Consider the following 13691-nt stretch of genomic DNA (forward strand, 5'->3'; position numbering starts at 1 on the left):
GATGAGCCTGCCCATGTCCCTGCCGCTACCTGCCAAGCGGGCGCGCCAGGCTTCCCGTGCCGAAACCTTCGATCGCTTCTTTGTCGTCGGCGGCAAGCTCCTGCTGCTGCTCCTGCTGGGCATCGCGGTGCTGCTGCCGCTGCTGGCGATCTTCTGGCGTGGCTTCAGTGCTGAGGCTGGGCAGGGCGGTGGCTGGCTGGCGGCCCGGGAACTGGTGGGCAGCGCCAACTTCCACTGGTTGCTGGGCAATAGCCTGAAGGTTTCCCTCAGTGTGGCCGCCATCGTGGTGCCCCTGGCCTACCTGTTTGCCTATGCGCTGCAACGCACGCTGATTCCCGGCAAGGGCATCTGGCGCGGGCTGTCGCTGTTGCCGCTGATGGCGCCATCGATGCTGCCGGGCATTGCCCTGGTCTATCTGTTCGGCAACCAGGGCCTGTTGCGCGGCCTGTTCGCCGAGAATATCTACGGCTTCTGGGGCATTGTCCTGGGGGAGGTGATCTACACCTTTCCCCATGCCTTGATGATTCTGCTGTCGGCCCTGTCCCTGGCGGACGCGCGGCTGTTCGATGCCGCCTCCAGCATGGGCGCCAGCCCCGCCAGGGCCTTTCGCAGCATCACCTGGCCGGCCACCCGGCAAGCGGTATTCGCCGCCTTCTGCCTGGTGTTCACCCTGACCATCACCGACTTCGGCGTGCCGGTGGTAGTGGGCGGCGACTATCAGGTGCTGGCCCTGGAGGCCTACAAGGCGGTGGTGGGCCAGCAGCAGTTCGGCCGTGGCGCACTGATCGGCATGATCCTGCTGCTGCCGGCGCTGCTGAGTTTTTGTGTCGATGCCTGGCTGCGCCGCCGTCATGGCGACTCTATGAGCGGCCGCGCCCAGGTGTTCCAGCCGGCGCCGTCGCGGCTGCGGGATGCCTGCTACCTGGCCATAGTGCTGTTGATCTGCGCGGCGCTGCTGCTGGTGTTCGGCATGGCGGTGTATTCCTCCCTGGTGAAGTTCTGGCCCTACAACCTGTCGCTGTCGCTGAACCACTACCAGTTCGATGAAACTGCCGGCGGCGGCTGGCTGGCCTATCGCAACAGCCTGACCATGGCCCTGTGCACGGCGCTGATCGGCAGCCTGCTGATCTTCACCGGCGCCTACCTGATGGAGAAGACCAGCGGCCAGCGCGGCCTGAACCTGGCGCTGCGGATGCTCAGCTTCGTGCCCATGGCGGTGCCCGGGTTGGTGCTGGGCCTGGGCTACGTGTTCTTCTTCAACCTCAACGGCAACCCGCTGCATGTGTTCTACGGAACCATGACCCTGCTGGTGGTGTGCACCATCGCCCACTACCTGACCACCGCACAGATGACCGCCACCACCGCCCTGCGCCAGCTGGACGCCGAGTTCGAGGCCGCCGCGTTGTCGCTCAAGGCACCGCTGTACCGCCACTACCTGCGGGTCACGCTGCCGATCTGCCTGCCGGCCCTGCTGGATATCCTGCGCTACCTGTTTGTCTCGGCCATGACCACGGTGTCGGCGGCAATCTTCCTCTACAGCCCCGACACCATCCTGGCTGCCGTGGCCGTGCTGAATATGGACGATGCCGGCAATGTCGGCGGCGCCGCGGCCATGTCGACCCTGATCCTGTTCACCTCGGCCGGCGTTTCACTGCTGCTGGCCTGGGCTTCGCGCGGGCTGCTGCGTCGTTCCCAGGCCTGGCGTCAGACCAGCCCCGGCCATTGACCCTTGCTCACCCACCCTCCGATCCGCACTCACCAAGGAACCGCACCATGTTCAAGCCCCTGGCTCTTGCCGCTGCTGTCCTCTCTGCTGTCAGCCTGAACGCCTTTGCTGCGAAAACCGAGCTGACGGTGTACACCGCCCTCGAAGCCGAGCAACTGAAGTCCTACAAGCAAGCCTTCGAAGCGGCCAACCCGGACGTGGAGATCAAGTGGGTGCGTGATTCCACCGGGATCATCACCGCCAAGCTGCTGGCGGAAAAAGCCCGGCCACAGGCCGATGCGATCTGGGGCCTGGCGGCTTCCAGCCTGGCGATCCTCGACCAGCAGGGCATGCTGCAAAGCTACGCGCCCAAGGATCTGGGCAAGATCGGCCCGAACTACCGCGATGCCGCCAACCCGCCGGCCTGGGTCGGCATGGACGTGTGGGCCGCCACTATCTGCTTCAACACCGTGGAAGCCGAGAAGCAGGGCCTGAGCAAGCCGGTGAGCTGGCAGGACCTGACCAAGCCCGAGTACAAGGGCAAGATCGTGATGCCTAACCCGGCGTCCTCGGGCACTGGCTTCCTCGATGTCAGCGCCTGGTTGCAGACCTTCGGCGAGAAGCAGGGCTGGCAGTACATGGATGAGTTGCACCAGAACATCGGCCAGTACGTTCACTCCGGTTCCAAGCCGTGCAAGCTGGCCGCCGCCGGCGAGTTCCCCATCGGCATCTCCTTCGAGTACCCGGCTGTACAGCTCAAGCGCAAGGGCGCACCGCTGGATATCGTGCTGCCCAAGGAAGGCCTGGGTTGGGAAATCGAAGCCACCGCCGTGATCAAAGGCACCCCCCATGAAGAGGCGGCGAAGAAGCTCGCCGACTTCTCCGCCAGCCCGGCGGCCATGGAGCTGTACAAGGAAAACTTCGCCGTGCTGGCCCAGCCGGGCATCGCCAAGCCGCAGACCGAACTGCCGGCCGACTACGAACAGCGCCTTATCAAGAACGACTTCGCCTGGGCCTCGAAGAACCGCGACGAAATCCTCACTGAATGGCGCAAGCGCTATGACGGCAAGTCGGAAAAGGTCGCCGCGCAGTAACGCCCGGGCCAACTCTGGCAAGGGAGTTTGCTGTGGCAAGGGAGCTTGCTGTGGTGAAGGAGCTTTCTGTGGCGAGGGAGCTTGCTCCCGCCGGGCCGCGAAGCGGCCCTCAACCCTGTCGGCGAGGGATCTGCCGGGGCGTGCTGCGCACTCCGGCGGGAGCAAGCTCCCTCGCCACAATCAATGAGGCATGAACATGACCCACAACAGCGATCTGCTGATCGTCGGCGCCGGCATCCTCGGCCTGTCCCATGCCTATGCCGCTGCCAAGCGCGGCCTGCGGGTACAGGTGTTCGAGCGCAGCGCCACGCCCCTGGGCGCTTCGGTGCGCAACTTCGGCCAGGCCCTGGTCACCGGCCAGCCACCGGGGGTGATGCTGGAGCTGGCCCGAGCCAGCCGCGATATCTGGGCCGACTGGCAGCAACTGGCCGGCCTGCAACTCAAGCGCAACGGCTCCTACCTGTTCGCCCGCAGCGAGGCCGAAGAGCACCTGCTCCAGGCCTTCTGCGTCGGTCGCGCGCGGGAGCACGGCTACCGCGTGGAACTGCTGCGCGGCGCGGCCCTGAATGATCTGTATGGCGGCCAGTTCTGCCACCACCGGGCAGCCCTGCACGGCCTCGACGACCAGCAGCTGTATTCCCGGGAAGCGCTGCCGATGCTGATCGATTACCTGCGCCGCGACCTGGGGGTGCAGTTCCACTTCTCGACCCTGGTGCGGGATATCCAGCCGGGGCAGTTGCACAGTACCGCCGGCAGCTTCCGTGCGCCGCACATAGTGCTGTGCTCCGGGCACGATTATCAGACCCTGCTGGCCGAGCCGATCGCGGCCCTGCAACCCCAGGTGTGCCGCCTGCAAATGCTCCGCGCCCGGCCGCAGATCCAGCTGAACCTGCAACACGCCTTGCTCACCGGCCTGAGCTGCGTGCACTACGGGGCCTTCGCCGACCTGCCGGAAGCCGCCGCGGTGCAGGCGCAGATCCTGCGCGAGACGCCGCACCTGCACGAGCACGGCATTCACCTGCTGATCAGCCCGACCCCTTATGGCGAGCTGATCATCGGCGATTCCCATGACTACGGCAGCGATCCTTCGCCCTTCAATGCCGAACAGGTGGACAACTGGCTGCTGCAGCTGGCCGAACAGACCCTGGGCTGCAAGGTGCAGGTGGTGGAGCGCTGGCAGGGCGTCTATGGTGCTCGCGGGCCCGGGCCGTTCTCCTTGCTCGAAGCGGCGCCGGGGGTCCATGTGGCCCTGATGCACACCGGGGTGGGCATGAGCGTTGGCCCGGCCATGGCCGAGGCCAACATCGCCCGGGTGCTGGAGGAGGCGTGATGCAACGACAACAGCAGGTGGTTGCCGAGGTCTTCGGCTTGTATGAACGATTTGGCCGCAGCGACTACATCGGCGAGCCGGTGTCGCAGATCGAGCATATGTCCCAGGCGGCGCAGCTGGCGTTGGCGGAAGGTTATGACGATGAGGTGGTGCTGGCGGCGTTCTTCCACGATATCGGGCATATCTGCCAGCAGGATGCGCAGAGCATGGGCGGTTTCGGCGTGGTCAGCCATGAGCGCCTGGGGGCCGATTACCTGCGTCGGGCCGGGTTCAGCGAGCGCCTGGCGCGGCTGGTGGAGTATCACGTGCAGGCCAAGCGCTACCTGACCTTCAAGCAGCCCGGGTATTTCCAGCGCCTGAGCCAAGCCAGCCGCCGCACCCTGGAGTATCAGGGCGGGGTGATGAGCGCCGAGGAAGCGGCGGCCTTCGAGGCTGATCCTTTGTGCGCGGTGAGCGTGCGCCTGCGGCACTGGGACGAGCAGGCCAAGGAGATGCAGGTGCCAGTGATGGATTTGCAGGTGCTCAAGGACAAGGCCCTGGCGTTGCTGGCTTGAGGGCTCTTTCGCGGGCAAGCCCGCTCCTACAGATAAGGAGCCGGCTTGCCGGCGAATAGGTCTACGCCACCACCAATGCCTCGGCCAGCGCCTCGATCTGTTCCTGGCGCTCGGCCTGGTTCAGGCGCGGCTGCGGATTGAGCGCCGACCATTGCGGATGGGCCCGGGCCTTGTTCAAGGCGTCCGGCAACTTGCCTTGGCGCCAGTTCTTGTCCTCTGGGGTGGCCAGCTGGATGCTGTCCATGGCCGCGTGCCCGCGGCGCTCCAGGGCCTGTACCAATTGCCGCTGACGCAGGGCCAGGAGCCGCAGCACACTGTCATCCACCGTCAGTTCGCGCTGGCCCTTGAGCTTGCCCAGCAAGCGGCTGCCGTAGCTGCGCGCGGTTTGCAGGGCGCCACCGGCAATGGCCCCGGCCAGGGCCGCCGCGCCCAAGGTCAGGCCGCCCACCAGCAAGTCCACCCCGGCCCCGGCCGCCGCGCCGGCGGCCATTCCGCCACCCAGGCGCACCCCCAGTTGCTTGAGGGTTTCCGGGTTGAACAGGTCGTCGCCCCAGCGCCCGTCGAGCAGGGGCAGGTCGCTGGCCGAGGCGTCCTGGAGGCGAAAGGCATAGAGCTTGAGCAAGGCCTCGACACAGCGCTGCTCGCGCTGGCGGATGGCCTGGCGCAGGTCGCCGATGGCCTGCTGTTCTTGCTGGGCGTCGCTGGCCACGCTGCGGCGGCAGGCGGCGCAATCCACCAGCAGTTCGGCGATCAATAGCGCCGCGCTGTGCCGGCGGGCCAGGCGCTGGGCCTGCTGGTCGTCCACCAGCCGTTGCAGGGCCGGGCGGGCATATTCCAGCAGCAGCGACAGGCTTTCATAGAGCCGCCGCTCGCCGTCTTCCGGTGGTGCCACGCTGTCGAACCGCACCAGGGCATGCAGCCCCAGGCGGGCCAGGGCGTCGCGCCAGTCGCCTTCGCGCTGCTCGGCGCTGCTGACAAAATTCAGCACCGGCAGCAGCGGCTTGCCGCAGCTGGCCAGCACCTGCAGTTCGTCGCGGTACTTGGCCAGCACCGGCTCCCGGGCATCGATCACATACAACCCGGCGTCCGAGGCCAGCAGCTGGCGCAGTACCTTGGCTTCCTGTTCGAAGCGTTGCCGGGCCTCGCTGCCATCGAGAAAGCGCGCCAGCCGGGCCGGGCCGTCGAGGCGTTCGCCGGGGCGCTCCAGGCGCTCCAGGTAATCCAGCAGGGCGATGGCGTCTTCCAGGCCCGGGGTGTCGTAGAGCTCCAGCAAGGGCTGGCCGTCCACCGACAGGCGCGCGCCTTCCACATGCCGGGTGGTGCTGGGGCGATGGGAGACTTCGCCAAAGCCCACGTCCCGGGTCAGGGTGCGCAGCAGCGAGGTCTTGCCGACGTTGGTGTGGCCGACCACCGCCAGCTTCAGCGGTTTGTGGCGAGTATCAGTCATGACCCTGCTCCAGCCAGTCGAGGGGCGCGCAATCGGCGAACGGCAGTTGCAACTGCTGCAGGGCGGTGTGCCAGTCGCCCAGGCGGTCGGCGTCCAGGGCCTGGCCGGGCGGTGCCTGCAACAGCCAGATCCGGGTGGCACCGGCATTGCGCGCCAGTTCGGCAATCAACCCCAGGCTGCCGCGATCCGGCGAACGCCGCGGGTCGCAGGCAATCACCAGGCGTGCCGGGGGGAAGTGGCTCATCTGCTCCAGCAAGCGGTTGCGCGATTCGCGGCTGTCGAGGATGCCGGCGTCCTTGATGCTGTCTGGCAACTGCGGCGGCCAGGGACGCTGCGGGTCCAGCTCGATGGCCACCAGCAGTGCGCCGCTGCTCTGTTGAGAGCTGACCCCAGCGTCGACCCGGTGCAGTTGCTCGGGCGCTGCGTCGTTGATGCCCAGGCGTTCGCTGCTGGGCATCAGGCGTTCGCGCAGTTGGCTGTAGCCCGGCAGGTTGAGGTCCAGTTGCAGGCGCGCCTGGCCGCGCAACCAGCGCCAGTGGCAGAACAGCGCCAGCACCAGGCGGGGCACCACGCCGTAGACCAGCACCAGGACCACCAGCCAGATGGCCCAGCCCTGGCGCACCAGTTCGGTGTTGTAGACATCCCGGGTGCTGGCCTGGATGCTCGCCAGGCTCGGCGCGCCAAGGCCCAGCCCACGGGGCAGGGCGCTGAGGGCATCAGTGATGGCGGCGAAGGCTTCGGCGCCCAGCAGGGTGCTTTCCCAGATAAAGCTGTAGCGCTGGGTAATCAACAGCACCAGCAGCATCACCGTGGCGCTGAACAGGGCCAGGCACCACAGGCCGTTGATCAGGCTGCCCAGGGCCCAGCGGTTGAGTTTGTGCCGTTGCAGCAACAGCAGCAGGGCCGGTGGCAATTGCGCGGCCTTGGCGTCGCGGGCGAATTTCTCGCTGAGCCATAACCACAGGCGGCCCAGGCTGGCGCTGTATTCGCCACCAAGCAGCAGGCCGCTCAGCCAGCCCAGCAACAGCAGCAGGTTGAGGCCCAGCAGGCTGCCCAGGGCCCAGAACACATTCACTGGCTCGCGGGTGTCGCCCAGGGCGCTGAAGGCCAGGCCGGTGCCGCTGAGAATCGCCAGCAGCGCCAGGGCCAGCAGCGCCAGGCGCGCGCCTTGCAGCCAATGCTGCAGGGCGCTGTACAGGCCATCGCGCTGGGCCAGCCACAGGGCGCGATGCTGAATCCGGGTGGCCAGGTCGCCGCCCTGGTTGCGGGCCAGGCGATTGGCTTCCTGATCTTCCAGGGGGCCGGCGTGTTCCTCGCGCAGGCGCAGGGTTTCGGTCAGCCACAGGCGTTGCAGGGGAGTCAGTGCAGTCACGCGTCAGTCCGTCGTTCGAAAGTGCGCTGAGCATAACTGCTGCAGCGGCGGTCGGGTTAAGTTGCCAGCCTTGGGCCCTCTGGTATCCTCGCCGGCATGAAAAAATCTCTCCCTCTCAGCCTGATCGCGGCCCTTGCACAAAACCGCGTGATCGGCGTCGACAACAGCATGCCCTGGCATTTGCCGGCGGATTTCAAGTATTTCAAGGCCACCACCCTGGGCAAGCCGATCATCATGGGGCGCAAGACCTGGGATTCCATCGGCCGGCCTTTGCCGGGGCGATTGAATATCGTGGTCAGTCGTCAGACCGATCTGGCGCTCGAAGGTGCCGAGGTCTACCCGTCGCTGGCGGCCGCAGTGGCGCGGGCCGAGGAATGGGCGCAGGAGCAGGGGGTCGATGAGCTGATGCTGATCGGCGGCGCGCAGCTGTATGCCCAAGGCCTGGAGCAGGCCGAGCGCCTGTACCTGACGCGGGTGGCACTGAGCCCGGAAGGCGATGCTTGGTTCCCGGCGTTCGACCTGGCCCAGTGGCAGCTGGTGTCGGAGGAGCTGCATCCGGCGGAAGGCGACAAGCCGGCCTACAGCTTTGAGGTGTGGGAGAGAAGCTGAAAGCTTCAAGCGGCAAGCTGCAAGTGAAAGCCGAGTGCTCTTTCTTGCAGCTTGCAGCTAGCAACTTGCCGCTGTCTTCTGCCTTAGGCGTGTTCCAGCTCTGAATGCTCGTTGGCATCGAGCAGCTCTTTATCGGTCTGCTGCATGATCTGGCTGGTGATCGCCCCGGCGGTCATCGAACCACTGACGTTGAGCGCGGTACGACCCATGTCGATCAGCGGCTCCACGGAAATCAGCAGCGCCACCAACGATACCGGCAAGCCCATGGCCGGTAGCACGATCAGCGCGGCGAAGGTCGCGCCACCACCCACGCCGGCCACACCGGCCGAGCTCAGGGTGACGATGGCCACCAGGGTGGCGATCCACAGCGGGTCCAGCGGGTTGATACCCACGGTAGGCGCAACCATCACCGCCAGCATGGCCGGGTACAGGCCGGCGCAGCCGTTCTGGCCGATGGTGGCGCCGAACGAGGCGGCGAAGCTGGCGATGGACTGGGGAATGCCCAGGCGCCGGGTCTGGGCTTCGATGCTCAGGGGAATGCTGGCGGCGCTGGAGCGGCTGGTGAAGGCGAAGGTCAGCACTGGCCAGACCTTGCGGAAGAAGCGCAGCGGGTTGATCCCGGCCAGGGACACCAGCACACCGTGGACCACGAACATCAGGCCCAGGCCAATGTAGGAAACCACCACGAAACTGCCGAGCTTGATGATGTCCTGCAGGTTGGAGCCGGCCACCACCTTGGTCATCAGCGCCAGCACGCCGTACGGTGTGAGCTTCATCACCAGGCGCACCAGGCGCATCACCCAGGCTTGCAGGGTGTCGATGGCGTTGAGCACTTTCTGGCCCTTGTCGGCGTCATCCTTGAGCAGTTGCAGCGACGCCACACCCAGGAAGGCGGCGAAGATCACCACGCTGATGATCGAGGTCGGCTTGGCCCGGGCCAGGTCGGCGAAGGGGTTCTGCGGAATGAACGACAGCAGCAGCTGCGGCACGTTGAGGTCGGCAACCTTGCCCGCGTAATCGCTCTGGATCACTTGCAGGCGAGCCATTTCCTGGGTGCCGGCCACCAAACCTTCGGCAGTCAGGCCGAACAGGTTGGTCAGACCTATACCCACCAGCGCCGCAATGGCGGTGGTGAACAGCAGGGTGCCGATGGTCAGGAAGCTGATCTTGCCCAGGGACGAGGCATTGTGCAGGCGGGCCACGGCGCTGAGGATCGAGGCGAACACCAGGGGAATGACGATCATCTGCAGCAATTGCACGTAGCCGTTGCCCACCAGGTCGAACCAACCGATGGAGGCCTTGAGCACCGGGTGGCCGGCGCCATAGAGGCTGTGCAGGGCGGTGCCGAACACCACGCCCAGGCCCAGGGCCAGCAGCACCTTCTTGGCCAGGCTCCAGGTGGTGTGGCGGGTTTGTGCCAGGCCCAGCAGCAGGGCCAGGAACACCAGCAGGTTGAGGATCAGCGGCAGATTCATTGGGGCTCCGGTAAACATGTGCCAATCGCAGCTCGGGGCGATTGCGAACCGGGAAGCCTAACAGCTTGAAATCTAATGAATTAATAACGATATCGCATGGCAACTGTCGTTTTTGGAATAAGCGCCTGGCGCAAAGACGCATGTGGCTGGCGCTTACGGGACACAGGCGGTCGTGTAGAGACGAGAACTGTCACAGGGATTTGTTAGCGTCGAATGCTTTAACTCAGGGAGAAACCGCAGATGAAGTTCGCGCCGAAATTCCTAGCCGTTGCACTCTGCCTGGGCCTTGCCGGCCAGGCCTTAGCCACCGAGTTGAAGCACTGGCCCGCCGAGCAGGCCAAGCAGCTGGACGCGATGATTGCGGCCAATGCCAACAAGGGTAACTACGCGGTGTTCGACATGGACAACACCAGTTACCGCTATGACCTGGAAGAATCCCTGCTGCCCTTTATGGAGAACAAGGGCCTGATCACGCGTGACAAGCTCGACCCCTCGCTCAAGCTGATTCCGTTCAAGGACACCGCCGAGCACAAGGAAAGCCTGTTCAGCTACTACTACCGTCTTTGTGAAATCGACGACATGGTCTGCTACCCCTGGGTGGCCCAGGTGTTCTCGGGCTTCACCCTCAAGGAGCTCAAGGGTTATGTCGACGAGTTGATGGCCTCCGGCAAGCCGGTGCCCAGCACCTACTACGACGGTGACGTGGTGAAGACCATTGAGGTCAACCCGCCCAAGGTCTTCACCGGCCAGGCCGAGCTGTACAACAAGCTGATGGAGAACGGCATCGAGGTCTATGTGATGACCGCCGCCTCCGAAGAGCTGGTGCGCATGGTCGCTTCCGATCCCAAGTACGGCTACAACGTCAAGCCGCAGAACGTGATCGGCGTGACCACCCTGCTCAAGGACCGCAAGACTGGCGCCCTGACCACCGCACGCAAGCAGATCACCGATGGCAAGTATGACGAGAAGGCCAACCTCGGCCTGGAACTCACGCCTTACCTATGGACCCCGGCCACCTGGATGGCGGGCAAGCATGCGGCGATCCTGACCTACATCGACGAATGGAAGAAGCCGGTGCTGGTGGGCGGCGACACGCCGACCAGCGACGGCTACATGCTGTTCCACAGCGTCGATGTGGCCAAGGGCGGCGTCCACCTGTGGGTCAACCGCAAGGACAAGTACATGACCCAGCTCAACGGCATGATCGCCAAGCACGCCGCGGCCCAGGCCAAGGAAGGGCTGCCGGTGACCGCCGACAAGAACTGGGTGATCGTCAAGCCGGAAGATATCCAGTAAGCCTCTACCTTGCCGGCGAATGGACGTTGCGTTTGCGCACGCCTTCGCTGGCTTTTGTAGGAGCCGGCTTGCCGGCGAAGAGGCCCGTGAGCTTGGCGTTGTTCTTACGGACGTCTTCGCTGGCAAGCCAGCTCCTACAAGAGCCTTGTTCGCAATAGGCGGAGAATGTTTCAACTTGTGACCGCCAAACCCCCTCTGCCATAATTGCCACCGTTTTGACTTCCCCCCGCCTGCTCTCCCTTGTGCCGGGTTCGCCCCCGACTGCACGTAATGGACTACGTTGTGAGCTATCTCTCGATCGAATTCGGCCTGTGCTTCATCCTGTTCTTCATTCTGTACTGGGGGCTGGGCTTCAGCCTGCGCCTGCAGAATGGCCTGCTGCTGGCTGCCAGCTACGCAATCCTCGCCAGTTTCAGCCTGAACTTCCTGTATATCCTGCTGGGCTACACGGCCCTGGTGTACCTGCTCGGCCTGTTGAGCCAGCGTTACCCCGGGCGCGGCTGGGTCAACGGGCTGATGCTGTTGCTGGTGCTGGGGGCTTTCTACCTGTTCAAGTACCAGGACTTCTTTACCAGCACGGTGCAGAACGCCTTCGCCCAGTTCGGCGTCGAGGTGTCGCTGCCGCTGCTGGAGGTGCTGTTGCCGGTGGGGCTGTCGTTCTATGCCTTCCACTCGGTCAGCTACCTGGTGTCGATCCATCGCCGAGAACTGACCCCCGGTTCACCATTCGACCTGGCGCTGTACCTGGCCTTCTTCCCCAGCCTGATCGCCGGCCCGGTGAACCGCGCGGTGCCCATGCTGGGGCAGATCAACCCGCCTCAGCTGCGCCAGGTGCTGGAGCCGCAACGGGCCCTGGGGCTGATCGCAGTGGCGGTGGTCAAGCTGTTCTTCCTCAGCTCCTGGCTGGCCAATGAATGGGTCGACCCGGTGTTCGAGAGCCCGGTGGCGTTTTCTGCCGAGCAGATCCTGCGGGCGGTGTACGGCTATTCGTTCCTGATCTATTTCAACTTCAGCGGCTACACCGACCTGGTGACCGGCATCGCCCTGCTGCTGGGGTTCCGCCTGCCGGAAAACTTCAACTACCCCTATGCCGCACGCAACCTCAAGGAATTCTGGGGCCGCTGGCATATCAGCCTGTCGACCTTTATTCGCGACTACGTGTACATCCCCCTGGGCGGCAATCGGGGCCCGGTCTGGCGCGGCAACCTGAACATGCTGCTGGCGATGCTGATTTCCGGCCTGTGGCACGGCGCCAGCGCCAACTTCATCATCTGGGGCGCGCTGCACGGCATCGGCCTGGCGCTGTACAAGGTCTGCAGCCCGATGCTGGCCCGCGGCCCGAGCTGGATAGGTTCCGACCTCGCCGCACGCCTGCTGACGTTCCATTACGTGGCTTTTGCCTGGATCTTTTTCCGCTGCGCGACCCTGTCCGATGCCATGGACATGCTCGCCGGCCTGGGCGGCCTGTCGTTCGCCGGCCTGGCCGCCAGCGCCGCGAGCCTGCTGGGCTGCTTGCTGTTCGTCGCCTTCTACCCACGGATAGTGGCGTTGTTGCGCCGCCTGTTCGACGCCGCCACCGGTTTGCCGTGGCTGTTCTATCCAGTGCCGCTGGGGCTGTTTATCTGCGTGGTCATCTTCGCCTCTCCGTCGGGCGTGCCGGGGTTCATCTATGCCAGTTTCTAAGCCTTCGCCCTTGTCGATCAGCCTGGGCAGCGCCGCCAAGGTGTTCTATGCCCTGGTGGTCACCAGCCTGTTGCTGGTGTGGTTCAACCAGCAGTCGATCCGCCTCTACTGCCAGCAGAAGTACCACGAGAGCTGCGAGATCCCCGGGTTGTCGCAGAACCCGCAATGGCGCTTTGGCGGGCAGCTCAACCAGGCCCTGGAAAATGCCCGGCTGGCCTTTGTCGGCAGCTTTGGCGGTGAGGCCGACCTGAGCCTGGTGGCCCAGGCCGAAGCGGCGGTGGATGAGGAGCCGGAGATCGTTTCCGCGCCCAAGGTGGCCGCCGCGCCAGAGCCCGTGCATCAGCCGGCAGTGCCTGCGCATGCACCGGCCCAGGCCCCGGCCGTGGCACAGGTCCAGCCGCAAGCAGTGGCGACGGCCCCTACCGTCAGTCATCCGCCCAAGGTCGCGCCTGGCGCGGCGCCGTTGATGGCCAGCCTGGCCACTGGCGACGAGGTGTTCTTCGTTGGCGATTCGCTGATGCAGGGCGTGGCGCCGCACATGGCCAATACCCTGCGCAAGCGTTACAACGTCAAGAGCCTGAACCTCAGCAAGCAGAGCACTGGGCTTGCCTACCCAAGCTTCTTCAACTGGCCCAAGACCGTTGAAAGCACCCTGGCCAGCAACCCGAACATTCGCCTGATGGTGATCTTCCTTGGTCCCAACGACCCCTGGGACATGCCCGTGGCCAAGGGCAAGCCGTTCCTGCGCTTCAAGACCCCGGACTGGGAAGTCACCTACCGCCAGCGCATCGATTCGATCCTCGATACCGCCCAGGCGCATAATGTGCAAGTGATCTGGGTCGGTCCGCCGAACATGGAGAAGGCCAAGCTGTCTACGGCCATGGCCTACCTGAGCGACCTGTACAAGAGCCAGATCGAGCTGTACCACCAGCACTTCGTCTCGGCCAACGAGATTCTCGGTTACCAGAGCGACGAATTTTCCTATTACCGCACCACCGGCGATGGCAAGAAGGTCAAGACCCGGGTCGACGACGGTGTGCATTTCACTACCACTGGGCAAAAGCTGATCGCTGAACGGGTGATCTCGCTGATCAGCTTTCCCAGCCAACAATTGACGGAGCACTGA

11 protein-coding genes are annotated in these 13691 nt (G+C 64.9%); 8 read left to right on the top strand and 3 right to left on the bottom strand.

From position 1 onward, the window contains the following. The first annotated feature begins 1 nt into the window (after position 1). The 4 genes from J4P02_RS04395 (at position 2) to J4P02_RS04410 (ending at position 4683) form a co-directional block, all read left to right on the top strand. A complete protein-coding gene (locus tag J4P02_RS04395; RefSeq protein WP_426188140.1) occupies positions 2-1726 on the top strand; it encodes a putative 2-aminoethylphosphonate ABC transporter permease subunit in 1725 nt (574 codons plus the stop codon). Between the two features lie 47 nt (positions 1727-1773). Further along, positions 1774-2799 carry a putative 2-aminoethylphosphonate ABC transporter substrate-binding protein gene (locus J4P02_RS04400; RefSeq protein ID WP_426188142.1) on the top strand — a complete coding sequence of 342 codons (1026 nt, stop codon included), beginning with the start codon at positions 1774-1776 and terminating at the stop codon, positions 2797-2799. 196 nt (positions 2800-2995) lie between these two features. Next, positions 2996-4129: a TIGR03364 family FAD-dependent oxidoreductase gene (locus J4P02_RS04405; protein ID WP_426188144.1), complete on the top strand. Its 1134-nt coding sequence runs from the start codon at positions 2996-2998 to the stop codon at positions 4127-4129. Beyond that, positions 4129-4683, top strand: coding sequence for a phosphonate degradation HD-domain oxygenase (locus J4P02_RS04410; protein WP_426188146.1), 555 nt, complete (start codon positions 4129-4131; stop codon positions 4681-4683). The genes J4P02_RS04405 and J4P02_RS04410 overlap by 1 nt, the downstream gene beginning before the upstream one ends. Positions 4684-4744: 61 nt before the next feature. Here J4P02_RS04410 and J4P02_RS04415 read toward each other — a convergent pair whose 3' ends face one another. Both J4P02_RS04415 and J4P02_RS04420 read right to left on the bottom strand, forming a co-directional pair. Then, complete coding sequence (locus J4P02_RS04415; protein ID WP_426188148.1) at positions 4745-6130, bottom strand: GTPase/DUF3482 domain-containing protein; 1386 nt, start codon at positions 6128-6130, stop codon at positions 4745-4747. Next, entirely contained in the window at positions 6123-7502 is a 1380-nt protein-coding gene (locus tag J4P02_RS04420) for a DUF2868 domain-containing protein (protein ID WP_426188150.1), read from the bottom strand. Before J4P02_RS04420 ends, J4P02_RS04415 begins: the two co-directional genes overlap by 8 nt. Before the next feature lie 96 nt (positions 7503-7598). On the opposite strand from J4P02_RS04420, the gene J4P02_RS04425 reads away from it, so the two are divergent. Next, positions 7599-8111: a dihydrofolate reductase gene (locus tag J4P02_RS04425; protein ID WP_426188152.1), complete on the top strand. Its 513-nt coding sequence runs from the start codon at positions 7599-7601 to the stop codon at positions 8109-8111. Between the two features lie 83 nt (positions 8112-8194). Here the strand turns inward: J4P02_RS04425 and J4P02_RS04430 are convergent, their stop codons facing one another. Further along, positions 8195-9586: an L-cystine transporter gene (locus J4P02_RS04430; protein WP_426188154.1), complete on the bottom strand. Its 1392-nt coding sequence runs from the start codon at positions 9584-9586 to the stop codon at positions 8195-8197. A gap of 240 nt (positions 9587-9826) precedes the next feature. On the opposite strand from J4P02_RS04430, the gene J4P02_RS04435 reads away from it, so the two are divergent. The 3 genes from J4P02_RS04435 to J4P02_RS04445 all read left to right on the top strand — a co-directional run bounded on the left by J4P02_RS04435 (position 9827) and on the right by J4P02_RS04445 (position 13691). Beyond that, positions 9827-10882, top strand: coding sequence for a haloacid dehalogenase-like hydrolase (locus tag J4P02_RS04435; protein WP_426188156.1), 1056 nt, complete (start codon positions 9827-9829; stop codon positions 10880-10882). Positions 10883-11164: 282 nt separating this feature from the next. After that, entirely contained in the window at positions 11165-12565 is a 1401-nt protein-coding gene (locus J4P02_RS04440) for an MBOAT family O-acyltransferase (RefSeq protein ID WP_426188158.1), read from the top strand. Next, positions 12552-13691 (top strand): DUF459 domain-containing protein, encoded by a 1140-nt coding sequence (locus J4P02_RS04445; protein ID WP_426188160.1) that lies wholly within the window; start codon positions 12552-12554, stop codon positions 13689-13691. The genes J4P02_RS04440 and J4P02_RS04445 overlap by 14 nt, the downstream gene beginning before the upstream one ends.

The sequence above is a fragment of the Pseudomonas sp. NFXW11 genome (assembly GCF_049887815.1).
GTDB lineage: Bacteria > Pseudomonadota > Gammaproteobacteria > Pseudomonadales > Pseudomonadaceae > Aquipseudomonas.